We start from the raw sequence: 24,696 nt of genomic DNA, 5'->3' as shown, positions 1-24,696 counted from the left end.
AGATTAATTGTTGCGTTTCGTTTTTTCAAAAAAATATTACATTGTGTTTGATTGCGTTTTAAATTAAGTTATCATTTGTATTGGTTGTTTTTTATGTAGAAAATCAATTTCAGTATAAGCTTGCTTTTAAATCCGCTGCGCTAATTCTTGAGCAATGTTATTCCAGATCAAACCAATTTTTAAGTTGATTTTCTAATACCTCAATCTCTGTTTTGTTGGTAACCTCTTTTGTAAAATCAACTTCAATATTGTTTGGATTAACTGTAGCATATTTTAGGTAGAAGAATTTATTTATTTTTTCAGAAGAATTCTCAGGACAACCACCACTATTAGTTCGATACAATTTATTATTTACAACGTATTTTACAAAAGCGGTAGAAGATTTGCCGGAAGGTTTGCACAGCGTGTATTTACAAATCGTTGTACCAGGATAATTTTCAATTTCTGCTCTAGTTTTATCGGCTTTGTCAAAATAAAGTAAAGACCAATTATAATTAAAATGAAAAATGCAATCCCTGCTTTTTTGCTCATTTCCGTTTCTTCTGCCATAGAGTTTTGTAAGTTATTATGTCTCAAAAAATAGATCTGCGAATGAAATATTCATTTCGTTTTTCAAATTCTAGCTAATGATTTCGTGTTCAAATATAAGAATTATGGTATTCTAAATCAGGAAAGGTTTGTAATTAATTGCTGATTTTATCTTACATATAAGACCCAAGCTGAAGCGGGTGTCACAGTCGTGAATATATTTTAGAATTGAAAAGCTTAAAGAATGTAATGACTGACACAAACTAAAATCATAGTAATCAATTTACACCATCACGAGCGGGACGCCCGTACAAGTGGAGGGCAGTTGCTAGTAGTTGCTATTTTTTTTCCGTTAAATATAAATTCGCAATTTCTTCAATAAAATTTTCAGGACGTGAACCCACTAAATTTGTCAAAATTACTACTGAAATATTATCTTTTGGATAAATGTATAAAGCATTTCTATTGCCACCTAATGATGCAATTACAGGATTTTTTTCTCTTGAAGAGGAATAAAAACCAATCGAACTCTGATTCAGAAAACCGTTTTCTTGATATATTTCTCCGTTCTCTAATCGTATAGGTGCACAAAGAGTCTTTACATTTTCGGCATTAATTAATTGATTACTTTGTAATGCCATTACCCATTGTGCTATTTCGGTTGCCGTTGAATAGATTCCGCCAGCTGGATACAAATTTGAAGGTATTGGTTGATACACATTCGTTAGCATGTTATTTCTAAAATAAGAATACGGCTTTGCAGAGTGCTTAATTATATTGTAAAAATCGCCTACACCAGCTTTGATAGAATTTTTCATTCCTGCTTTTTTATACTGGTTTTCTGAAATGAATTTTTCATATGACTGTCCACTTATTTTTTCAATAAGCATTCCAAGCAGCAGGTAATTCGCTTGACAGTCTCTAAACTCTTTACCAGGTTTAAAAACAAGAGGCAATTCTTTTATTTTTTGGAATAAAGTCTCACTATTTTCAGATAACATATTTCCTTGTGAATCCCAAATTTCAGGAAGACCTGATTGATGCGTCACTATTTGTTTTACTGAAATATTTTGCCAACTTTTAGGCAGCTTATCCAAATATTTTGAAATAGGCTCGTCAAGATTTAATTTACCATTTTCGATTAATTGCATAATAGCAACTCCTGTAAATGCTTTAGTCATGGAATTAATGCTAAAAATAGTTTGGCTATCAACTGTAATCGAATCTTCAACGGATGCTAATCCGTAGTGACTTGTTTTAATGATTGCATTATCTTTAATTACAGCTAATTGCAAACCAACAATTTTATTTTTTTGCATTAGGTTTTTTATAGCATCATCAACTTTATCAACTTGTGAATAAGTAAAATTACTAGCAGCAAAAAAGGCAAGCAAAAGCATTGTTTTTCTCATGTTTTCTATATTTTGTTTGATTGTTTTTTAATGTTTTTTAATGTTTTTATCGCAGCTGGTGCGAGCGTCACGCTCGTGAACACAAATACTATTTCAATATTTTTTTAAAATCTAATGACTGGCACAAACTAAAATCATAGTAATCAGTTAAGACCATCACGAGCGGGACGCTTGTGCTAGCGTGGGAAGTTCACTATTCATCTTTTTGATTGTGATGAGGTTAAAAAAAAATTGTGAATTGTCTATACGAAAGAGAATAGTATCTGCATTTTTCTTAATTCCAAAAAATTTGATAATGCTAACAGGCGTTTTCAAATGCAAGATGCAGTTATGCTCTTCTAAATTGTTTAATAATGCTGTTTTGACGAACTTTTTATCTGTTGGTAATTTATTTGTCAGTTCTAATCTTTCTATATTTTCATAACTGATGACGACCTCGGCAGCAAGCCCGTTATAGATTTTTACTTCATTTTGTAGTAGTTCGATATGCCTTATTTTTAAAGCCCTGATATGGGCAAATAATTGTAAGCAACTATAAAGACTTAGCCCTGTGGCTACCCATGCAAATGTCTCGTTCCACCCAGCTATTAGCACATGTGTAGCTGCAGTTTCAATACATATGACAAACATTAAAACATATAAAAGCGCTATTAAACCACTTTCTTTATAAACACTAAACGTTTTTTTGTCATCGGCTTTTGTGGTCCTTTCCCAATTAAATGTGTAATAAATGGCAGCAATCTCAGATGCGAAAAAATTACTTGCCTTTTCGTTACCGATGACCTTATTCAAAACTACTCTAGAAAACGATAAAAAATCTGTATTCTGATATTGTAATTTTGCTTCAAGACGTGCTAAATAAAAACTTCTGCTCATCCAAATAATGATACTCAATTCTATTAAAGGATAAACAAATGTCTGTATGTAATATAATAAAGATGTATTAGTGTTGTCTAAAATTAATCCTGATGCAAGTAAGCACAATGAAAAAATCCTAAACACACTTGCTTTGTTAGCAGTTCCTTGTCGTATGACTAAGAAATAAAGAAAAGGAGCAATAATAAGAATATCAAACAATATTGCATTGGAAAGTAGTTCGGTATTAATTCTAAATTTGTCGGTTTGTGTAACCAAAAAACTTGATATTATTATCAAACCAGGAAAACTTATTGCAATGAACCAATTAAGCTGTTTAAGGTCTATATTTAACTTCATTAACGTATTTTTTTTGTTTTTTTATTAAATTAACTAACGTTTTGGTATTACTCTCCAAGCTGGCATAAATGTTCCTCTCGTGAACACAAATACTATCTCAATATTTGAAAAATAAATCTAATGACTGGCATAAACTAAAACCATAGTAATCCGTTGTTTTATTCATTCAGTTTAAAATACTTTTCTAAGGTGTTGAGTGTGAAGACAGATTTTACAAATATATCTTCTAAAGCTTTAATGTAATTATCACTTTCAATATTAAAATATTTAAGAGCTTTTTCACAATCTTTATTTGATTCGCTAAATGTATGAGCAATTAAACCTGACCTCAGATTTTGCAAGTTTCTTAAAAATTCAAACATATCAGGAATTTCCATTCCTTTTGATTTTAAAAATTTTTCAAATTTTGCAATGCCTCTGTCTCTCAAATCTAATTTTAATCCTTTTGCAAGTTCTTTTTCGTTTAATCTATCAACTGTAAGTTTTACGATAGTTAAGGTTTGTTCACAAAAGGCTTTCACATTATTAGATGTAATTTTATGTAATGCTATTAATAAATATTCATCCTTTGGAGACAATGGTTTGTATAATTTCCAACCAAATTTGGTCTCCCATTTTTTATTAAAACTTTCATACTTTGATTTGAAAAATAAGTCAATAGTTTCAGGTTGTTCTGCCCATTGTCCTTCTATCATTGTTCTGTAGTATGTTCGGCTAATATTCATTCCTTCGCTAGGGGGAATATTATACTGTTTCCAATGAAATTGTTCATTTTCAGGAAGAATTCTTAAATTGGTAAGAAAGACAGGAATGTATTCATCTACATTATTATCTATCTTTAACCTAAAAAATTTTGAACTTACACTAAAACCATCAACTTCATATTTATGAGGTTCATTATAATATTTGCTTAATACTTCTTTTTTGAAATATGTAACTTTGAAATGATTTCCATCGGTTTCTTCACAATTTTCATAAATTAATTCGCCTTCAACATCAACACCTATAATAAAACTTTCATTTTTAGATTTTCCTAAATCAAAATGTGATTTTTTAATTTCGTTTGGTTTAATAAACACTTTCCCCATAATCCAACTTTGGGTTTTGTCGGATACACATCTTATTAAATGACTATAAATAAAATCATTTTTCTTTAACAGCTCATCTTTGTGTTTGATATTCCATTCTGAAGGAATTTCTTTGAGAAGCCTCATAAAATCATAACAAACAACAAAATTCATATCTCTAATTGTGATATATTCTTTTAAGTATTTGATTTTAACCTTAATTAATTTTGGTTCGATTATTAGAACTTCTTCTAATTCTCCATAATCGTTAACATAGTAGAATGTGCGATTTTGTTTATCATTACCTTTTTCATAAAGTCTGAAATAAAGAATAAATTCTTCTGCTACATCAATATATTTTATTGATTTTTCAAGTAATGAAAATGTTTTGTAAAATAAAAAAGGTTCTAATCCTTTTTCGTCATTAGTTTTGTATGTGTTATCACCATAAATTGAGGGCTTTCCTTCATAGCCCATAGTCAGTGGCCAACTGTGGTTTTTGCGATATTTTTCAACTTTGGTATTTGAAATTAGACAGCAATATATCACCGAAGAGTCGTCAAAATCTTTTGAGTTATCTTCGTATATTTTTAACCATCCATTTTTGATTAAAAATTTGGATTCAATTTCCTTTATTTTGTCCTCTAAAAGGAAATAATCTTTTTCCATATTTTATTCGATTCTTGGATTTTTTTTTAACCATTCGGCTAACTTATTTTTACATCTAACAAAATCAAACACAGCACTCTAAAATTAGATTACTTGCTTTGATGCTAGCCACATTTATCTGTTTCCAAATATAAGTATAATAGTATTACAAATCAGTGAAGAGTCTTCAATTATTTCAACCTTTTCGTACTTAAAACGCTAATGAAATACTTCTCTTTTTCGAGATTGAACTTGTAAAGGAGGGCTTCGCATGAAGGATAGGAGTGGCATCCTTTATTTTCTTTCTTTAAGAAAATAAAGATAGAGCGGATAGCCTGACGCAGCTGGAGCCGTGCGGAAGCTGGGACATGCCATAAATAAGGGCATCTGAATTTAGATTTCTAAAAAAAGTATATCTTTAGCCCACAACTAACCAAAATACCATTTTATGGAAGATCAAAAACCAGACAATTTTAAGAGAGAATTAGGACTACTTGACGGGACCATGCTTGTGGTGGGTTCTATGATAGGATCGGGGATATTTATTGTAAGCTCGGATATGGTGCGACAACTTGGCTCTGCCGGCTGGCTGATTGCTATGTGGGTGCTTACGGGCCTGATTACCGTGATTGCTGCGGTGAGTTACGGCGAGTTGAGCGCGATGTTTCCTACGGCGGGCGGGCAGTATGTGTATATTAAGGAAGCTTACGGTAAACTCATTGGGTTTTTGTACGGATGGAGCTTTTTTGCGGTGATTCAAACCGGTACTATTGCGGCTGTGGGTGTGGCTTTTGCCAAGTTTGCGGCCTATTTGTATGCGCCTTTGAGTGATAAAAATATTTTGTATGAAATAGGCGATTTTAAACTAAACGCTGCCCAAATTGTATCTATTGTTACGATTGTGTTGCTGAGTTATGTGAACAGCCGCGGGGTGAAAAACTCGAAGATTTTGCAAACTGTGCTTACGGTGATTAAAGTACTCTCGTTAGCGGGTTTGATTATTTTTGGTTTTATGGCTGCGGATAGTGCGGTGTGGGATGCGAATTGGGCCAACGCTTGGCAAGCTCAAAGTTTGAATGTGGAAACAGGCGAGTGGTTGCCTATTGGTGGTATTGCATTGATATCGGGTATTTCGGCGGCCTTTGTGGGATCGCAATTCTCGAGTGTGGCTTGGGAAGGCGTGACCTTTATTGCAGGAGAAATTAAAAACCCTAAACGCAATGTGGGTTTGAGTTTGTTTCTAGGAACATTATTAGTGAGTGTGATTTATATTGTGGCCAATGTGATGTACTTGGCTGTGGTGCCTTTGTTTGATATTGCTACGGCCGAATCAGATCGTGTGGCTGTGGTGGCTTCGCAAACTATTTTTGGGTCGGTTGGTACTTTGATTATTGCCGTGATGATTATGATTTCGACTTTTGCGTGTAACAATGGATTGATTATGGCGGGTGCGCGCGTATATTATACTATGGCGCAGGATGGTGTTTTCTTTAAAAAAGCAGCTTCGTTAAACAAAGCGAGTGTACCAGAATGGTCTATTTGGGCGCAATGCATCTGGGCTTCGGCATTGTGTTTGACGGGTAAGTATGGTGATTTGCTTGATTTTGTGGTGATTATAGTACTGGTGTTTTACATCTTAACTATATTAGGAATATTCATTTTACGCAAAAAAATGCCCAATGCAGAGCGTCCGTACAAGGCTTTTGGTTATCCGGTTTTGCCTGCTTTGTACATTTTGATTTCTTCGGCGATATGTTTGGCGTTATTGTACACAAAACCAACTACCTGTGGTTGGGGTGTATTTATTATGCTTATTGGTATCCCGATTTACTATTTGACTAAGGCGAAGGAGTAGGTTTTTTTAGTCTCAGTTTTTCATCTTGGAGTTTAGATTGAATATTTTTAAGGTTGAAAATCTGTGAAATCTGTGTTTGGTTCAGTCACAGCCTCAGTGTTTAGTCTCAGTTTTTAATCTCGGACATTAGATTAAATATTTTGAAAGATGAAAATCTGCTAAATCTGTGTCATCTGCGTGCCAATTCGGTACAATTACAGAAAATGTTAAATAAAAAATCCGTCTCGTTGAAGAACAAGACGGATTTTTTTATGATTGGAAGAACGAATGATCATTCAAATTCTTGCTTGTCCCATTTTTTAGGATCTAAATTTGCGGCCATTGTTTTGGCAGTACTTTCGCCATTTCGAACAAGTGTTATTCCATCTGGTTTTGAAATCATATAGGAACCGCATGATGTTGGGTTTAAAAAGATTTTCTCTCTTAATAAATTTTCTTGGTCACTGAAGTAGTATTCACGTTTGCTTTTTGAATTTTGTACTTCAATACCTTTTTCAAAAAATACCAAATAGACTAGATTTTCATTTTTACTTTCAATAGACTTTTTCCAAGTATCGGTGTGATATTTTCGATTCGCAATTTTTGACCCGCTCCACTTATTGGAGGAATTACTGCTACAAAGGTCATCTTTGTAATGGAATTCAATTAACAAGGTGGTGTTGATAGGTAATTTTTTATTGGTAGTGCGGTTGATGTAATTTAGAAAAAAGGAATGATCAACGGTATACAAGTTAAATTTGTAATGGGTTTTTGTAACCCGTCCAGAGTCTTTTGCAATGTAATTCCATGCAGCAAATTCTGAATATCGGTCCCCAAATTGCTTTAAATATTGTGTTTTAGAAACAGATTTTCCATCGATATCAATCCAGTAATTTGTATTGTCATCAGACGATTGGCTGTAACCTATAAAATTTGTAAGTAGTAGAAGGGCGATTAAGAAATTTTTAAGCATGCTGAATTGAGTTAGAGATTTGACAATGCTAAAAATAGAAATAAAATACTACATAACCGTTATATTTGTCACATATAATTGTGAAACAAAAAATCCGTCTCGTTTAATAACAAGACGGATTTTGAATTTTATTCAAGTTGGGAAGTGGTTGTTTTAAATTTAAAACTATTTACTAAAACTAAAACTAAAAAAATTACAACCACCCACCACAACTTGTAAACGGTAGGCTAGTAGTAAGTATAACGTCTTACTTTAGCAATATATTTAGCCAAGCGAATTACTTGGTGGCTGTAGCCGTATTCGTTATCGTACCAAATGTAAAGTACGATGCTTTTGCCATCTTTTGAAACAATGGTAGCATTACTGTCATAAATAGCCGGTTGTGCCGTTCCTACAATGTCTGAGGAAACCAACTCGTTATTCATTGAGTATCTTATTTGCTCTACCAATTCGCCTTCAAGAGCATACTTCTTCATGATTGAGTTCAAAGCGGCTACGGTAGTTTTTTTAGAAACTTCTAAGTTTAAAACGACTAACGAACCATTAGGAACAGGAACTCTGATAGCATTAGAAGTTAATTTTCCTTCTAACGATGGTAATGCTTTTGCAACAGCGCTTCCGGCACCAGTTTCAGTAATTACCATGTTTAAACCAGCAGCACGACCTCGGCGGTATTTCTTGTGCATGTTGTCTACCAAGTTTTGATCGTTGGTATAGGCGTGAATGGTTTCCAAATGTCCTTTTACAACACCCAACTTGTCTTCAATTACTTTTAAAATCGGAGTAATCGCATTGGTTGTACAAGAAGCTGCAGAGAAAATACTGATTTCATCTGGATTGTACTCGTTGTGGTTAACTCCGTGAACGATATTCGGAACTCCTTTTCCAGGAGCGGTAAGCAATACTTTATCAGCTCCTTTTGAAGTAAGGTGACGACTCAATGCTTCCTGTGTTGTAAAAGCTCCTGTATTATCAATCACTAAGGCATTATCTATATGAAATTGCGTGTAATCAATTTCCTCAGGACTGTTTGCAGTAATTACATGAACAGTTGTTCCGTTGATGATTAAAGCATTGTTTGCAGGATCGGCAGTAACTGAACCTTCAAAATCGCCATGAATAGAATCGTATTGTAACAACGAAGCACGTTTTTCTAGTGAAACCGCATCGTTTTTGTCGCGGGTTACAATAGCACGCAAGCGCAATTGACTTCCTTTACCTGTTTTTGACATTAATTCTCTAGCCAATAAACGACCAATACGTCCAAAACCGTATAAAACAACATCTTTTGGTTGAATTTCTTCCGAGTTTTTAGCGTTTTTTAATTTGTCAATTACAAAATATTTCGCGTCAGGATAGTTGTCTTCTTCCTGGCCAAACTCATACGTTAGTTTTCCAATGTCTAATTTTGCAGGTGGTAAGTTCAATTCTAAAATCGCTTGAGCAATTTTAACCGAATTAAAAATAGAAATAGGTTTGCCTACAAATGCGGCAGCATACTCGTGTAGGTTGATTACCTCGCTTACATTGCGATCTATCAATTGGTTGCGAAACAAAACCATTTCAATGGATTTGTCATACCATAAATCACTGATGATTTTAATCAATTCTACTCCTGCACGTCGCCTGTCGGCTTGCAAAGAGACTTCTTTTTCGTATAAAGTTGTAGTTGTCATGTTGAAAATTTAATCAAAATAAGGTCTTGTATTTTTTTAAAATTTGTGCAAAAGTACCCATTTCAATCGATTTCGTAGCGTGTTTTTCATTTTTTTTGCAAAATAAAAAAGCCACCTTGTTTTGCAAGATGGCTTAGTGTTTTAAACTTTAAAATTTTTTACATAAAGAATCGTAGCAATTCACCGTTTTTACTGATCAATTCAATGCGTACTTTTTGATTGTCATCAATTTTACTCATCAATTTTGATACGGTTTCTACATTAGTCGCTTTCACATTATCGATAGTCAAAATAATACTTCCAACCAATTCCTCTTCGTATTGCTGCCATTTTTGGTCGCTAATGCCTTTGATGCGCACACCGTAATCGATTTTAAATTTCTTTTTATCGGCAGCTTCAAGATTTTCTAAAGTCATTCCTTTGAACTCCGCATTAAAAAACTCGTTTTTGCTCAAGGTTACCGGAACGGTTTTTATTTTTCCGTCTCGGTTGTAAGTTACTTGAACCTTATCGTTTGGACGTTTGGTGTTAATGTAGCCTGACAAATCCGCAAAAGTGCTGATGTTTTGTTCGTCTATTTTTACAATAACATCGCCTTTGGCCAAACCAGCCTTGTCAGCACCTGAATTTTTAGTGACTTTATTGATGTAAAATCCTTGAGTCAAACTAATACCATAATCTTTAGAACTCATGCTGTTCAATTCACCACCCTCAACGCCGAGAATTCCGCGTTGTACATTCCCGAATTCCATTAAGTCTTCAATGATTTTACGGGTAATGTTAGAAGGAACGGCAAATGAATATCCAGTATAACTTCCGGTTGGTGACGAAATCATCGTATTTATACCGATTAATTCACCGCGAGTGTTCACCAAGGCACCACCACTGTTTCCAGGGTTTACCGCTGCGTCTGTTTGAATGAACGATTGGATTCCGCTTGTGTCTAAATTTCTGGCTTTCGCCGAAACGATACCTGCCGTAACAGTTGAGTTCAAGTTGTATGGATTTCCTACCGCCAAAACCCATTCGCCCACTTTCACCGAATCAGAATTCGCGAAAGCGGTGTACTGTAACTTTTCATCGGCATCAATTTTAAGCAAAGCGATGTCCATTTTTGAGTCGGTACCAATCAGTTTTGCTTTGTATGATTTTTTGTTGTTGAGTGTAATTTCAATTTCGGATGCATCTTTAATCACGTGATTGTTGGTCACGATGTAGCCGTCTTCAGAGATAATTACTCCAGATCCGGTTCCTACTTGCTCTTGCGATTGTCCGCCTCGAAAACCATAAAAGTACTCAAGAATTGGGTTAGAAACCGTTGTTCTTGAAACGTTTTTTACGTGAACCACCGTATGTATGGTTTTGTCAGCAGCCTCAGTAAAGTCAAGTACTTCTGATGCTAAACCAACTCTTTTTCCGTATGAATTGGATGCCATCGTGACTACTGAACCATTATCTTTAGAAAAATAACCATCAGTATCAAATAATAGCTTGTAGGAACCTAAAGTAACCACACCGCTTAACAAGGAAACTCCAAATAATGTTGATAAATTTTTCATCTTTAATTTCGTTTAAAAAAATAATTACAAGTAAAATTAAAACTTTTTTGGTTTGTTAAAATACCGTTTAACGCTCTTTAACAATGATTAACATTTCATTAATAGTTTGTACTTTTGTACTTCACAAAATTAAAAAAATGCAATTAGAATTTTATAAATACCAAGGTACAGGCAACGATTTTGTTATGATTGACAACCGATCGCTTTTTTTCCCAAAAGATAATACAGCACTTGTAGCAAGATTGTGCGACCGACGTTTTGGGATAGGAGCTGATGGTTTGATTTTACTGGAAAACGATGCCGAAACCGACTTTAAAATGGTGTACTATAATTCAGATGGAAATACCAGTTCTATGTGCGGTAATGGTGGTCGTTGTTTGGTAGCTTTCGCTAAAAAGCTAAAGGTTATTGAAAACAAAACTACATTTATTGCAACAGATGGTTTGCACCATGCTACTGTTGACGAGAACGAAATTGTAGCACTGCAAATGATTGATGTAGCTGAGATAAATGTGCAAGAGGATTATGTTTTTTTGAACACCGGTTCGCCACATCATGTGCAGTTGGTAGCTGATTTACCCAATTATGACGTAAAACAAAATGGAGCTGCTATTCGTTATGGCGCTTTATACGGTCAAGCCGGAAGTAATGTCAATTTTGTGAACCAAATCGATCCGAATACCTTTTCTTTACGTACCTATGAAAGAGGTGTAGAAGATGAAACACTTTCTTGCGGTACTGGTGCAACAGCCGTAGCCATAGCCATGAATGTGTTAGGAAAAACAGCTGAAACCGAAATTAATTTGAATGTAGAGGGCGGAAAATTAACCGTTTCGTTTGAAAAAGAAGGCGATCAGTTTACCAATGTTTTTCTGAAAGGAGCTGCTCAATTTGTATTTCAAGGTACGATTGAAATTTAATTTACGAAACGAATTATCAAAATCAACTTTGGTGCATCGCTACGATTCCTCAATGTAACTTCCTGAAATAATTAAATGAAAACATTAAAAGGCGAAAACATTTACATTCGTGCGCTAGAGCCCAATGACTTGGAGTTTGTCTACGCCATTGAAAACGATCAAAGTATTTGGGAGGTTAGCAATACGCAAACTCCTTACAGCAGATTTTTGGTCAAACAATATCTTGAAAACGCCCAACAAGATATTTATGAAGCCAAACAATTGCGATTGGCTATTTGTCAAGACGAAGATTTTCCGGCAGTTGGCTTAATTGATTTGTTTGATTTTGATCCCAAAAACAATAGAGCAGGTGTTGGCATCGTTATTCAAAAATCAGAAAACAGAAACCAAAACATCGGTTCAGAAGCGTTAGATTTATTAATTGAATATGCTTTTACAAACCTCAATTTACATCAATTGTATGCAAATATTAGTACCGAAAATGCTGCAAGTACGGCACTTTTTACTAAATTTGGATTCGAAAAAATTGGCGTAAAAAAAGATTGGACTTTTGTAAAAGGTGTCTACAAAGACGAAGCCATTTTTCAACTCATTAACACGCAATGGCCTTCGCTATAGTTATAAAAATGAGTTGTTGTTTTTCAAATAGTTAGTTATAAATTAGAAAACATATTTCTTCATTCATAAAAGCCCTCAAATGAATATCAAAAAAATAATCAGCATTGTATCTGTAGTTGTAATCTCGATTTTATTGGTTTACGGTTTGTATTTTGTACAAAAAGTATTTTCGCCAAATACCAAATTTTCTGAAAATGAAGTGTACGTATACGTGCCTACTGATGCAAATTATGAGCAAGTAAAACAATTGCTTTTGCCTTATGTTGAAGATATGGACCGTTTTGAAACGGTTGCCAGCAAACGCGGGTATACCGAGAATGTGATTCCAGGTCGCTTTCTTTTGACGAAAGGAATGAATAGTTACGAATTGGTTAAAAGTCTGCGCCTTAATTCAGCGGTGAAATTGGCTTTTAACAATCAAGAACGCATTGAAAACTTGGCAGGTCGTGTGGGTTCACAAATTGAAGCCGACAGTATTTCACTATTGCAAGCTTTTAAAGATTCTACTTTTTTAAAAGAAAACGGTTTTAATGAAGAGACGGTTTTGGCCTTACTTATTCCAAATACCTATGAGATTTATTGGAATACATCTGCAGTAAAGTTCAGAGATAAAATGCTAAAAGAATACCGTAGTTTTTGGACTGAGGAGCGTATTGCACAAGCGCAAAAACAAGGGCTAACGCCAATTCAGGCTACAACTTTGGCATCAATCGTTCATAAAGAATCAGTAAAAAAAGACGAAAGACCGCGCATTGCAGGCGTATACTTGAATCGTTTGCGTTTAGAAATGCCTTTGCAAGCCGATCCAACCGTGATTTATGCCTTGAAAAAGAAATCCAACGATTTTAATCAAGTGATAAAAAGAGTTTTTTACAAAGACTTGGTTATGCCACATCCTTACAATACTTATATGAATATTGGTTTACCTCCGGGGCCAATTGCTATGCCAGATATCACTGCGCTCGAAGCAGTTTTAAATCCTGAAAAAAACGATTTCATTTACTTTTGCGCCAGCGTAGACCGTTTTGGGTACCACGAGTTCGCTACAACTTTAGAGGAGCACAACGTCAATGCAAAAAAATACTCCGATTGGATTAACAGTCAAGGCGTACAAAGATAAAATGCGTCTTGTTCTTTGTTTTCTCCTTTTTTTCCAAATAAGTTTCGCGCAGCGTTTTTTTGAACCTGCTGATTCCTTACATCTTAAACGACAAAAAGCAGTAGGGATTTCCCAAGCCACACTTGCAACCGGAACCTTAATTGGGTTAAATCAGTTGTGGTATGCTTCGTATCCTCGGTCGAAGTTTCATTTTGTTGATGACAATTCAGAATGGCTTCAAATGGATAAGGTAGGACATGTTTATTCTTCTTATCAATTGGGCAGGCTAAGTGCTGAACTTTGGCAATGGAGCGGTGCCAGTAAAAAACAACAAAGGTTGTATGGTGCCGGAATGGGTTTTGCCTTTTTAACTGCTGTTGAGGTTATGGATGGTTTTTCTCAAGAATGGGGAGCATCTGTAGGCGACGTGGTGGCCAACGCAACGGGAACAGGTTTATATCTTGCGCAGGATCTTCTGTGGGAAGAACAACGTATTATTCCTAAATTTTCTTTTCATCAAACCACTTTTGCAAAATACCGTCCAGAGGTTTTGGGCGCCAATTTAACGGAACAAATTTTAAAAGATTACAACGGTCAAACCTATTGGCTTTCGGTGAACTTGCACTCCTTTGCCAAGCAATCAAAATTGCCAAAATGGCTCAATATTGCCTTGGGATACGGAGCTGATGGAATGCTAGCAGGAAACCCTAAAGATCAAGTTGCAACGGCTGGTTTTAATGCAAGGCGAACGAGACAGTTTTACCTCAGTTTCGATGTTGATTTAACCAAAATAAAGACCCAATCTCCGGTTTTGAAGACTGTTTTTTCTTTAATTAATACAATTAAGGTTCCTGCTCCGACGCTCGAAATCAGTCAGTTCGGCGACATAAAATACCACTTCGTCTATTTTTAGAAAAGTTTAACGTGCTGATTATCAGGCTTACTATTTTTTACGTACCTTTGCGCATAGAAATTTCTTAACGGGACAGCGTTTTGAAGAAAAACAATTTATGATAAAGAAGTGGTATTTTTACACTAGTCTGACTGTTATTACAGTTTTTTTGAGTTTAGGTTTTAAGCCTTTAAATTTAGAAACTAACCCATGGTTTCTTATTAATGAAGAAGATGGTTCACACTACTTATTTCCATCTGAACAAGCAAGTGAATACAACAATTCAAGTATTCCTTACACTGGTAATTTTTTTGTTGGTTTTAAAGAAGCTATCGGAAAAAGAGAATCCGAAAGCAAGTATAAAAAAATCAATTCCTTAGGTTATTTAGGTAAATATCAATTTGGAACCGAGACATTGAAATCGGTAGGAGTAAAAAGCAGTTCTCATTTTTTAAACAGTCCAGAATTACAAGAAAAAGCATTTTTGGCCTTGTTAGCTAAAAATAAATGGGAATTAAAAAAAGAAATTGAAAAATACGAAGGCACCGTTTTAAATGGCGTTCGTATCACAGAGTCAGGAATTTTGGCAGCAGCTCACCTTGGTGGTGCTGGATCGGTTAAAAAATACTTTAGGTATAAAGGTAGACGCAATTTTTCTGATGCTTACGGATCGTCAATTCGCAGTTATATGAAAATGTTTAGCGGTTATGATACTTCGTTTATAGAAGCAGATGGAAACGCAACTGTTACGTCTATTTAAAAATTAAATTATAAAGAAAAAAGGCTAGTGCAATACTAGCCTTTTTTGTGCTTATTAGTTTTCAAGATGAAAAACTAACTTATTCGTCACCACCAATTAAAATTTCTAAAATACTAATGGCAGCTTCGCTAATTTTAGTTCCTGGTCCAAATACTGCGACAGCTCCCGCATCAAATAAAAATTGATAATCTTGCGCCGGGATTACACCGCCAACGACTACCATGATATCTTCTCGGCCGTATTCTTTTAAAGCATCGATTACCTGTGGCACTAATGTTTTGTGTCCCGCAGCTAATGACGAAACGCCTAAAATATGCACGTCGTTTTCAACAGCTTGTTTTGCTGCTTCGGCTGGTGTTTGAAAAAGTGGACCAATATCAACATCAAAACCTACGTCAGCGTAACCTGTGGCTACTACTTTTGCACCACGATCGTGACCGTCTTGCCCCATTTTTGCAATCATAATTCTAGGACGACGCCCTTCTACAACGGCAAAATCATTGGCTAATTGTTTCGCTTTTTCAAAGCTTTCGTCATTTTTGATTTCCTTACTGTACACGCCGCTAAATGATTTGATTTGTGCTTTATACCTTCCAAAAACCGACTCTAAGGCATCACTAATTTCTCCTAATGTCGTTCTGTTTCTAGCTGCTTCTACTGCAATTTCTAGTAAGTTTCCTTCGCCAGTTTTTGCGCAGTGAGTTAATTTCTCAAGTGATTGTTTTACTTTTTCACTATCCCGCGTAGCTTTAATACGATCTAGTTGTTCCAACTGTTGCTTGCGAACCATTTGGTTGTCTACATCCAAAATTTGTAACGGATCCTCTTTTTCTAAACGGTATTGGTTAACGCCAACAATGATATCTTGTCCGCTATCAATTCGAGCTTGTTTTCGGGCTGCAGCTTCTTCAATACGTAATTTCGGAATACCAGATTCAATTGCTTTGGTCATACCGCCTAATGATTCTACTTCTTCAATAAGTTTCCAAGCATTATCGGCAATTTCTTTTGTAAGGCTTTCAACGTAATAGCTTCCTGCCCATGGATCTACTGTTTTGGTGATTTTTGTTTCTTCTTGCAAGTACAATTGAGTGTTACGAGCAATTCTGGCAGAAAAATCAGTTGGCAAAGCAATGGCTTCGTCAAGGGCATTGGTGTGCAACGATTGGGTTCCTCCAAAGGCTGCCGCTGCTGCTTCAATACAAGTACGAGCTACGTTATTAAAAGGATCTTGCTCTGTTAAACTCCATCCAGACGTTTGGCAATGTGTGCGTAGCGCTAGAGATTTGTCGTCTTTTGGCTCAAATTGTTTGACCAGTTTAGCCCAAATCATTCTTCCAGCACGCATTTTGGCAATTTCCATAAAATGGTTCATACCAATGGCCCAGAAAAAGGATAAGCGAGGTGCAAAATCGTCAATTTTCATTCCCGTTGCTAATCCGGTACGAATGTATTCTAATCCATCAGCAAGCGTGTAAGCCAACTCAATATCTGCGGTAGCTCCAGCTTCTTGCATGTGATAGCCAGAAATGGAAATGGAATTGAATTTTGGCATTTTTTGACTGGTATATTCAAAAATATCAGCAATGATTTTCATCGAAGGAGTAGGAGGATAAATGTAGGTATTACGCACCATGAATTCTTTAAGAATGTCATTTTGAATGGTTCCTGAAAGTAATTCTGCAGCTACACCTTGCTCTTCGGCTGCTACGATATAAAAGGCCATAATGGGCAAAACAGCACCGTTCATGGTCATTGAAACTGACATTTCATCAAGTGGGATTTGATCAAAAAGAACTTTTATATCCTCGACAGAGTCAATAGCTACTCCAGCTTTTCCTACGTCACCAACCACGCGTTCGTGATCTGAGTCGTAACCGCGGTGCGTTGGTAAATCAAATGCAATTGACAAACCTTTTTGACCGGCTGCTAAGTTTCTTCTGTAAAAAGCATTACTCTCTTCCGCAGTAGAAAATCCAGCATACTGACGAACAGTCCAAGGACGTCGTACGTACATCGTAGCATAAGGCCCTCTTAAATTTGGGGCGAATCCAGCTCCAAAATCAAGATGCGAAACTGTTTCTAAATCCAATTTAGAGTAAGTAGGCTTTACTGAAATCCCTTCGGCAGTTAAAAAAACCGACTCGTTTGCTGCTTCCGGTTGATTGGCAGTTGCTGAAGGTTGTAATTGTAAATGTTGTAAATCTTTTCTTTTCATTTGTGTCATACCAATTTGTACAAGTTGGAAAGGTGGAATGTGTTGAACCTTTAGTTTGAATTACGCTTCGGAACTCAATCGTTCTTGTTCTAGTTTTTCGGCCAAACGTTTTTCAATGATTGGCGTGATAAGGGTTTTGCGAGGTTTTATTTTTACAAAAGGAAACAATTCTAGATCGTGTTTCATCCTGTCGTTTTTGTTAGGATGTTTATTAGTGCCCAACAATATTTCTTTGCCATTATCAAAAAGATCTTGACTTGCATCAGCGCTTTCTTGAATTTTTCGCTTTATGATTCCCTCGTTCAATTGTTTCAAAAAGCCGCCGTTAGCTTCGATATCTTTAAACAAATTCAAAGCTTTTTCAGCCAGTTGATTCGTTAGAGTCTCGATGTAATAGCTTCCATCTGCCGGGTTGTTTACTTTGTCAAAATAACTTTCGTTCTTTAAAATAAGTAATTGGTTGCGAGCAATTCGGTCGCCAAATTCGTTGTCTTTATGGTACAAAGCATCATAGGCTAAATTGGCAACAGCATCAGCTCCGCCAAGAATGGCACTCATACACTCTGTCGTGGTGCGTAACATGTTTACATTATAATCGTAAAGCGTTTTATTGCGTTTTGTAGGTGTTGCAATAATGTGACAATTTGGGTTGGCCTCGTATTCTTTTGCAATTAGCGAAAACAACAAGCGTAAAGCTCTTAATTTCGCTATCTCGAAAAAATAATTGGTTCCAACAGCAATTTCAAATACAATCGGTTGCTTTTGGTAAGACAACTGATTGAAATATTCTGTGGCATGACCTAAAGCATAAGCAATTTGTTGCACCATATTTGCTCCTGCATTTTGGTACAAAGCCGCATTAATGCTCAGTACTGAAATCGAAGGATGCTTGGCGCAAATGTTTTGCAAGGTTTCAAAATTGTTTTTTTCTTTGGTAGTAAACCAGTTTCCTTCTTTGGCTAAATGCCCAATTGGATCTAAGTTTAGGAAAATTTTCGCGCTACTATTTGCGGCAAATGCAGCGATTTTGTTCACGAAATCGATTGAAATAAACGACAAGTTAAAGTAAACCGTTCTGTTGTTCAGAGGCGTTTTTTCTAACAAGATAGTAACATCAATAGCCTCGTTATCAATTGAAAAACGAATGCTGTCTGCGCCACGTAGCAAAGTATCGGTAGCTCTTTCTATCGATTTTTCGAGATCGTAAACGTAAATATTTTGACAAATACTAAAATCAGCCGCCTTTGTGGCAACATCAAAAGTATTTTTGCTATCCTCTTGAGTGTAAAAAGGTTTTACTTGAATGTCTTCTGGCGATGTCCAAACCAAGGTTTCATTGTAGTCAGCGCCTTTGAGTTCAAATTGAATTTTTTGTTTCCATTGTTTTGCCGAAACGGAATCGAAATCATCAAAAAGGTTTGTTGTCATTGTGTTTGTTATTTGAAACGGCTCCAATTTTTGTAAAAACAAGAGCCGATTATTAGGAGGTGTAAACTTTATTTTGAGGTTTTACTCTTGCTCTAGTGAATCATTTTCAAACTCGATGATGTAAATATCCTCACTGTCTTTTTTCATATAATATTTTTCTCGAGCATACTTTTCAATTTGTTCGGGATTTTTTAGTTGCCTAATGTTTTCCTGATCTTTTTTGATTTCTTCCCGATAGTAAGCAGCATTGTCCTCTAAACTTTCAATTTCATCATTCAAAAATTGATGGTCAAAATAGGAGTAATTGTCTAAGAAAACCATCCAAATGGTAAAAAACAACAATACCCAAACGTATTTATTGCTTAAAAATTTAAACCAAGGATTGTTTTTAAAACTGCTTTTCATATTCCTGTTTTGTTGCGGCTGTAAAGCGCCAAATGCTTTTTGTTGATTTGCTATTTAGAATACCCGAAAGGTACAATTAAATTATAAAATGCGTTGATTAATTACGGCGCGTACTACGTCAATAGCGACAGTATTGTATTTGTCATTTGGAATAATGATGTCTGCAAAAGCTTTCGTCGGTTCAATAAACTGCTCGTGCATTGGTTTAAGCGTATTTTGGTAACGATTAATCACCTCATTCATGTCACGGCCACGCTCTGCAATATCTCTTTTCATACGACGAATCAAGCGCTCATCAGAGTCAGCGTGAACATAAATTTTTACATCAAAAAGTTCTCTCAACTCTGGGTTGGCCAAAATCAAAATTCCTTCTACAAGCATCACTTTACGTGGATGTGTAAAAACGGTATCGTCAGTTCTGTTGTGGGTTACAAATGAATATACGGGTTGGTGAATATTATTTCCAGCTTTTAATTCTTTTAAATGCTCTACCAACAATGGAAAGTCTATAGCACGTGGATGGTCAAAGTTAATCAAGGCTCTTTCGTCAAATGAAAGACCGTGGTTTTCCTTGTAATACGAGTCTTGTGAAATAATACCAACCTCTGCTTGTGGTAATTCGTTCATGATTTGATGTACAACTGTTGTTTTTCCACTTCCTGTACCACCGGCAATTCCAATAATGAGCATAATAATTTTGTTACGTTTTTGATGGTGCAAAAATAACAATTTAAATGGCAGCAGTTTTTGTTTTTTACATAAATATTGGTGCATCTTCACCATTTTTTTTACCAAAGGCAGCGCTTATTTTTGTACCTTTCCAATCTAAATAAAATGCTTTGTACGAACAAATTAACACAAATATCTCGCGCTACGTACCTTTTGATTCAGAGGAATTAAGGATTTTTAATTCTTTGATGGAGTATCAGCAAGTGCCCAAAAAGACGATGTTACTACAAGCAGGCGAGATGTGCAATTTTGAAGCTTTTGTTATAAAAGGTTGTGTTCGTAAATATTACATTGATGCCAATGGCTCTGAAGTCATTTTACAATTTGCTATTGAAAATGCTTGGGTTAGCGATATTTCATTTAGTATTTATGAGCATAAACCCAGTCAAGTGTATATTGAAACGCTCGAGGATTGCTCTTTTTTCATTTTTACTCCAGAAACTAAAGAAGCACTTTTTGCGCAAGCACCTCGATTTGAACGCGCTTTCCGAATCCTTATGCAGCGTAGTTTGGCGGTTACCCAAGAACGCCTATTTAATACTATTGCTAAGTCGGCAACCGAAAAATATTTGGAGTTTTTAGAACAGTATCCTACACTTTCGCAGCGTGTAGCCCAGCATTACATTGCTTCGTATCTCGGTATTTCAGCCGAATTTTTAAGCAAAGTCCGCCATAAAATTGCTAAAACGTAAAAAAGGAGTTTTGTTTTTCTTGTCCTAGTTCAATGTTTTTAATTGGCTTTTACTCCAACTTTGCAGTGTACTTTTAAACAACTTGAAAAATGGAAAATACAAATACTACCCCAAGCATTGATACCAATTTTAAACATGTGCTGCACAAAGCTGAAACTCGTGGTCATGCCAATCATGGTTGGTTAGAATCATACCATACTTTCAGTTTTGCAAATTACCAAAACAGAGAACGCATGAATTTTGGTGTGCTTCGTGTTTTAAATGATGACAGAGTCAACCAAGGAATGGGGTTTGGTAAGCATCCACACGATAATATGGAAATTATTTCTATTCCGCTCGAAGGCGATTTGGAACACCAAGACAGTATGGGAAACACTACTGTAATTAGAGAGGGTGATGTGCAAGCCATGAGTGCTGGAACAGGAATTTTTCATAGCGAATACAACAAAAATCAAGACCAGTTGGTTAAGTTTTTGCAAATTTGGATTTATCCGAACAAAAAAAATGTTACACCTCGATACGATCAAGTGACGCTTGATTTAAACGATCGTCATAACAAATTACAACAAGTTTTATCACCAAATCCTGAGGACGAAGGCGTTTGGATTCATCAAGATGCCTGGTTTCATATGGGGAAATTTGATGCAGGTATAGCAACTCAATATCAAATTAAAAAGCCAGGAAACGGTGTTTATGTTTTTGTGTTAAGGGGCGATTTTACGGTGCAAAACATTAACTTGAATCAGCGTGACGGTTTAGGAATTTGGGATACGGATTCATTATCGTTAACTGCAAATTCTGAAGGTGCCGAAGTCCTTTTGATGGAAGTACCAATGCAACTTTAAATGACAAACAATCAATTAATTTTTTAAATAAAACAATTATGGCTACAACTAAATGGGCAATTGACCCAACACATTCTGAAATTGGGTTTAAAGTAAAACACATGATGTTTACGAATGTTTCAGGTAAATTTTTAACTTTTGATGCTACTATCGAAACTGAAAACGAAAGTTTTGAGAATGCTAAAATTAATTTTACGGGAGCTGTAGCTTCAGTAAACACAGGTAATGCCGATAGAGACAAGCATTTGCAAAGCGCTGATTTTTTTGATACGGAACAATTTCCAGAAATCACTTTCCAAGCGACTTCATTTACACAAAAAAGCGGTTCTGCTTATGAATTGGTAGGCGATTTGTCAATACATGGCGTAACAAAATCTGTTAGTTTAGCTGCTGATTTTGGTGGTACTATGCAAGATCCTTGGGGAAATACTAAAGTAGCTTTTGCTCTAGAAGGAAAAATTAGCCGCAAAGATTGGGGCTTGACTTGGAATTCAGCTCTTGAAACAGGTGGTGTTCTTGTAAGTGATGAGGTTCGTTTGGCAATCGAATTGCAATTCGTAAAACAATAAATTCTATTTTAAACAGTAAGTCGTTGTTTAGGCTTTCGCCGAAGTAATGTATGTTCATGCCATGAAAAAAGTCAATATTTTATACATAGGAAGGCATCTTGAAATACTGCAAACGGTAATTCGTTTGATCAATAAGCAAGATAATTGGCAGGCGCAAGGCGTATTAAAAGATGACGAAGCCAAAGCAATTTTTGCAGCATATAATTTCGATATCGTTTTGTTGGGATGTGGAATTTTAGAAGAAGAAGAAACGGCTTTACGCTCTTTTTTTGAAAAGCAACAACCCGATTGCCGAATCGTGCAACATTATGGCGGTGGCAGCGGATTACTCAACAGTGAAATCTTAATGGCTTTAGAATAATTATTTTTGCAAATAGAAAAGGCAAACCAAACAAGCGTTATACTTGGTTGGTTTGCCTTTTTTTATTATGAGAAATTGATGTTTATTTATTCTTTTTGGCTTTGATCATCATCTCTAGTTGATCCCAAAGTTCTTCTGGAATAGCCTCTAAAAGGTTGAATTGTCCAGCTCCTTTTAACCATTCGCCACCATCAATAGTAATGACATCTCCGTTTACATAAGCTGAAAAATCAGAAACTAAATAAGCAGCTAGATTGGCAAGCTCTTGATGATCTCCCACACGTTTTAACGGAACTTTTTTAGCCATATCAAACTTTTCAGCCAAATCACCTGGTAACAAACGGTCCCATGCTCCTTTGGTAGGAAAAGGCCCCGGAGCAATTGCATTGGTACGAATTCCGTATTTTGCCCATTCTACAGCCAAACTACGCGTCATTGCTAATACACCAGCTTTTGCAGTAGCGCTAGGTACTACGTATGCTGATCCCGTCCAAGCATAAGTCGTAACAATGTTCAGCACCGTAGCAGAGGCTTGTTTGGTGTCAATCCAATGTTTACCAAATGCCAAAGTACAGTTTTTTGTACCTTTTAATACAATATCAATTACGGTGTCAAATGCATTAGCTGATAATCGCTCAGTAGGTGAAATGAAGTTTCCGGCTGCGTTGTTTAGCAGTACATCAACTTTCCCAAAAGTTTTCAAAACTTCTTGCAACATGTTCTCCACTTCGGTGTAATGACGTACATCACACTGAATTGGTAAGCAGCTACCGCCTGTTTCTTGTTCTAATTCTGCAGCTGTTGTTTTCAATTTTTCTAAATCGCGAGACGAAATAGCAACCTTGGCACCCAACTCTAAAAAATATTTAGTCATAGCTTTTCCTAAGCCACTTCCGCCGCCAGTAACCACAATTACTTTGCCTTCTAGGGCATTATCGCGTAACATTTTATCTGTATAACTCATCTTTTTTCTTTTTTACAATTGTAAATATACTAAAAAAAAAATAGTATGCACGCATAATAAATTTATTTTCATTCCAATTTTAAAGCACACACAGGCGCGCTGCAGCCGCTTCAAGGGTTGCATTGTCTTTGGCAAAACAAAACCGAATCAGTTTTAAATCTTTTCCATTGGCATAAAAAGTAGAAATTGGGATGGCCGCAACTCCAAAGTCGGTAATCAAACGTTTGCAAAAATCTACATCACTTTCTTGCGAAATAGCAGCATAAGAAGCAACTTGAAAATACGTGCCCTCGCAAGGCATTAGTTTGAAGCGACTGTTTTGCAAAAGCCTTCTAAAATAATCTCTTTTTTCTTGATACATCTTTTTGATGTCGGCAATAGCAACTACATCTAAATATTCGGCAATTGCAACTTGACAAATACTGTTGACGCTAAACACTAAAAACTGATGTACTTTTTTAATTTCGTTCATCAAGTGTTCTGGAGCAACCAAATAGCCAATCTTCCATCCAGTGATATGAAAAGATTTTCCAAAAGAGGACACGACGATAGTTCTGTCATGAAAAAAGGTACGAGTGTGAGCGGAAATGTGGTTTTCTTCGAACGTGATGTATTCGTATACTTCGTCAGAGAGTAAAAGTACTTTTGGAAATTTTGCCAATAAGCGCTCTAGTGCTTCAAAATCAGTTGCTTTAAGGATTTTCCCAGTAGGATTGTGTGGATTATTGATAATAAGCATTTTGGTTTTTGAGTTAAATGCTTCTTCAATGCGTTCCCAATTGGTAGCATAGTCATCGTAAAGTGGTACTCGAACAGGTTTTGCTCCAGCTAGGACAATTGGGGTCTCGTAGCAATCATAACTTGGGTCAACAATTATTACTTCGTCATTGGCTTGAATGAGCGCCGTAATCGTGGTGAAAATTCCTTGTGTAGCACCAGTAGTTACCAAAACTTCGGTTGCAACCGTTATAGTTCTACGATAGGAATCTTGTACCAATTTTGCTATTTTTTCCAATAATGGTACATATCCAGCCATAGGTGAATATTGATGCACATTTTCATGCGCCAGCCGTGCAACAATGGCGGTTAGTCGCTCATCAACGGGAAAATTAGGAAAACCTTGAGATAGATTTATCGCGTTGTGCTTTGCTGCCATTTGTGACATTACTGTAAAAATACTTGTGCCGCTGTTGGGTAATTTACTCATAGTTAAGGTGCCAAATTAGGACCTCAATATAGCTAATTTAAAGTAAATTTTGCTGCAAATTTTGCTATGAAATTGTT

Annotated in this window: 24 protein-coding genes; 10 read left to right on the top strand and 14 right to left on the bottom strand. The window is 35.9% G+C overall.

Annotation, left to right across the window (positions count from 1 at the left end; all coding sequences use genetic code 11):
• Nucleotides 1–157: 157 nt before the first annotated feature.
• The 5 genes from G9Q29_RS13890 to G9Q29_RS13870 form a co-directional block, all read right to left on the bottom strand.
• A complete protein-coding gene (locus tag G9Q29_RS13890) occupies nucleotides 158–343 on the bottom strand; it encodes a hypothetical protein (protein WP_166138691.1) in 186 nt (61 codons plus the stop codon).
• 20 nt (nucleotides 344–363) lie between these two features.
• Nucleotides 364–549, bottom strand: coding sequence for a hypothetical protein (locus G9Q29_RS13885; protein ID WP_166138686.1), 186 nt, complete (start codon nucleotides 547–549; stop codon nucleotides 364–366).
• A gap of 317 nt (nucleotides 550–866) precedes the next feature.
• A complete protein-coding gene (locus tag G9Q29_RS13880) occupies nucleotides 867–1,940 on the bottom strand; it encodes a serine hydrolase domain-containing protein (protein WP_166138683.1) in 1,074 nt (357 codons plus the stop codon).
• A gap of 156 nt (nucleotides 1,941–2,096) precedes the next feature.
• A complete protein-coding gene (locus G9Q29_RS13875; RefSeq protein WP_166138679.1) occupies nucleotides 2,097–3,155 on the bottom strand; it encodes a hypothetical protein in 1,059 nt (352 codons plus the stop codon).
• A 158-nt stretch (nucleotides 3,156–3,313) separates the two neighbouring features.
• Nucleotides 3,314–4,891, bottom strand: a complete 1,578-nt coding sequence (locus G9Q29_RS13870) for a hypothetical protein (protein ID WP_166138676.1) — start codon at nucleotides 4,889–4,891, stop codon at nucleotides 3,314–3,316.
• Nucleotides 4,892–5,318: 427 nt separating this feature from the next.
• On the opposite strand from G9Q29_RS13870, the gene G9Q29_RS13865 reads away from it, so the two are divergent.
• On the top strand, nucleotides 5,319–6,725 hold the full coding sequence (locus G9Q29_RS13865; RefSeq protein WP_166138673.1) for an APC family permease: 1,407 nt from the start codon (nucleotides 5,319–5,321) through the stop codon (nucleotides 6,723–6,725).
• 271 nt (nucleotides 6,726–6,996) lie between these two features.
• Here G9Q29_RS13865 and G9Q29_RS13860 read toward each other — a convergent pair whose 3' ends face one another.
• From G9Q29_RS13860 to G9Q29_RS13850, 3 genes are all read right to left on the bottom strand, one after another.
• Complete coding sequence (locus tag G9Q29_RS13860) at nucleotides 6,997–7,677, bottom strand: hypothetical protein (RefSeq protein ID WP_166138670.1); 681 nt, start codon at nucleotides 7,675–7,677, stop codon at nucleotides 6,997–6,999.
• 227 nt (nucleotides 7,678–7,904) lie between these two features.
• Nucleotides 7,905–9,353 (bottom strand): glyceraldehyde-3-phosphate dehydrogenase, encoded by a 1,449-nt coding sequence (locus G9Q29_RS13855; protein ID WP_166138666.1) that lies wholly within the window; start codon nucleotides 9,351–9,353, stop codon nucleotides 7,905–7,907.
• Between the two features lie 158 nt (nucleotides 9,354–9,511).
• Nucleotides 9,512–10,912 carry a trypsin-like peptidase domain-containing protein gene (locus G9Q29_RS13850; protein WP_166138660.1) on the bottom strand — a complete coding sequence of 467 codons (1,401 nt, stop codon included), beginning with the start codon at nucleotides 10,910–10,912 and terminating at the stop codon, nucleotides 9,512–9,514.
• Between the two features lie 137 nt (nucleotides 10,913–11,049).
• Here G9Q29_RS13850 and dapF point away from each other — a divergent pair, with 137 nt between their 5' ends.
• The 5 genes from dapF to G9Q29_RS13825 all read left to right on the top strand — a co-directional run bounded on the left by dapF (nucleotide 11,050) and on the right by G9Q29_RS13825 (nucleotide 15,201).
• A complete protein-coding gene (gene dapF, locus G9Q29_RS13845; protein ID WP_166138653.1) occupies nucleotides 11,050–11,832 on the top strand; it encodes a diaminopimelate epimerase in 783 nt (260 codons plus the stop codon).
• Nucleotides 11,833–11,907: 75 nt separating this feature from the next.
• Nucleotides 11,908–12,450, top strand: coding sequence for a GNAT family N-acetyltransferase (locus tag G9Q29_RS13840; protein WP_166138647.1), 543 nt, complete (start codon nucleotides 11,908–11,910; stop codon nucleotides 12,448–12,450).
• Between the two features lie 79 nt (nucleotides 12,451–12,529).
• Nucleotides 12,530–13,570 carry an endolytic transglycosylase MltG gene (gene mltG / locus G9Q29_RS13835; RefSeq protein ID WP_166138641.1) on the top strand — a complete coding sequence of 347 codons (1,041 nt, stop codon included), beginning with the start codon at nucleotides 12,530–12,532 and terminating at the stop codon, nucleotides 13,568–13,570.
• A complete protein-coding gene (locus G9Q29_RS13830) occupies nucleotides 13,521–14,462 on the top strand; it encodes a DUF2279 domain-containing protein (RefSeq protein WP_225872950.1) in 942 nt (313 codons plus the stop codon). Before mltG ends, G9Q29_RS13830 begins: the two co-directional genes overlap by 50 nt.
• 97 nt (nucleotides 14,463–14,559) lie before the next feature.
• Entirely contained in the window at nucleotides 14,560–15,201 is a 642-nt protein-coding gene (locus G9Q29_RS13825) for a peptidoglycan-binding protein LysM (protein ID WP_166138635.1), read from the top strand.
• 79 nt (nucleotides 15,202–15,280) lie between these two features.
• On the opposite strand, the gene scpA is transcribed toward G9Q29_RS13825, so the two are convergent.
• The 4 genes from scpA to udk all read right to left on the bottom strand — a co-directional run bounded on the left by scpA (nucleotide 15,281) and on the right by udk (nucleotide 19,942).
• Nucleotides 15,281–17,419: a methylmalonyl-CoA mutase gene (gene scpA, locus G9Q29_RS13820; RefSeq protein ID WP_166138629.1), complete on the bottom strand. Its 2,139-nt coding sequence runs from the start codon at nucleotides 17,417–17,419 to the stop codon at nucleotides 15,281–15,283.
• 60 nt (nucleotides 17,420–17,479) lie between these two features.
• On the bottom strand, nucleotides 17,480–18,847 hold the full coding sequence (locus tag G9Q29_RS13815) for a methylmalonyl-CoA mutase subunit beta (protein WP_166138623.1): 1,368 nt from the start codon (nucleotides 18,845–18,847) through the stop codon (nucleotides 17,480–17,482).
• An 81-nt stretch (nucleotides 18,848–18,928) separates the two neighbouring features.
• A complete protein-coding gene (locus G9Q29_RS13810) occupies nucleotides 18,929–19,252 on the bottom strand; it encodes an FtsB family cell division protein (protein WP_166138620.1) in 324 nt (107 codons plus the stop codon).
• Between the two features lie 81 nt (nucleotides 19,253–19,333).
• Entirely contained in the window at nucleotides 19,334–19,942 is a 609-nt protein-coding gene (udk, locus tag G9Q29_RS13805) for a uridine kinase (protein WP_166138832.1), read from the bottom strand.
• 149 nt (nucleotides 19,943–20,091) lie between these two features.
• On the opposite strand from udk, the gene G9Q29_RS13800 reads away from it, so the two are divergent.
• The 4 genes from G9Q29_RS13800 (at nucleotide 20,092) to G9Q29_RS13785 (ending at nucleotide 22,448) form a co-directional block, all read left to right on the top strand.
• The gene (locus G9Q29_RS13800) at nucleotides 20,092–20,673 is read left to right on the top strand and encodes a Crp/Fnr family transcriptional regulator (protein ID WP_166138616.1); all 582 of its coding nucleotides are present in this window, start codon (nucleotides 20,092–20,094) and stop codon (nucleotides 20,671–20,673) included.
• Between the two features lie 89 nt (nucleotides 20,674–20,762).
• On the top strand, nucleotides 20,763–21,518 hold the full coding sequence (locus tag G9Q29_RS13795; RefSeq protein WP_166138613.1) for a pirin family protein: 756 nt from the start codon (nucleotides 20,763–20,765) through the stop codon (nucleotides 21,516–21,518).
• A 38-nt stretch (nucleotides 21,519–21,556) separates the two neighbouring features.
• Nucleotides 21,557–22,087: a YceI family protein gene (locus G9Q29_RS13790; protein ID WP_166138610.1), complete on the top strand. Its 531-nt coding sequence runs from the start codon at nucleotides 21,557–21,559 to the stop codon at nucleotides 22,085–22,087.
• A gap of 61 nt (nucleotides 22,088–22,148) precedes the next feature.
• The gene (locus tag G9Q29_RS13785) at nucleotides 22,149–22,448 is read left to right on the top strand and encodes a hypothetical protein (RefSeq protein ID WP_166138607.1); all 300 of its coding nucleotides are present in this window, start codon (nucleotides 22,149–22,151) and stop codon (nucleotides 22,446–22,448) included.
• Between the two features lie 82 nt (nucleotides 22,449–22,530).
• On the opposite strand, the gene G9Q29_RS13780 is transcribed toward G9Q29_RS13785, so the two are convergent.
• Nucleotides 22,531–23,412: an SDR family oxidoreductase gene (locus G9Q29_RS13780; protein ID WP_166138604.1), complete on the bottom strand. Its 882-nt coding sequence runs from the start codon at nucleotides 23,410–23,412 to the stop codon at nucleotides 22,531–22,533.
• 79 nt (nucleotides 23,413–23,491) lie between these two features.
• On the bottom strand, nucleotides 23,492–24,619 hold the full coding sequence (locus G9Q29_RS13775) for a methionine aminotransferase (protein ID WP_166138602.1): 1,128 nt from the start codon (nucleotides 24,617–24,619) through the stop codon (nucleotides 23,492–23,494).
• Nucleotides 24,620–24,696 lie beyond the last annotated feature (77 nt).

It is taken from the genome of Flavobacterium turcicum (genome assembly GCF_011365745.1).
Lineage (GTDB): Bacteria > Bacteroidota > Bacteroidia > Flavobacteriales > Flavobacteriaceae > Flavobacterium > Flavobacterium turcicum.
Note: the sequence above shows the minus strand (reverse complement) of the source record. Positions and strands in the feature narration are given on the sequence as shown.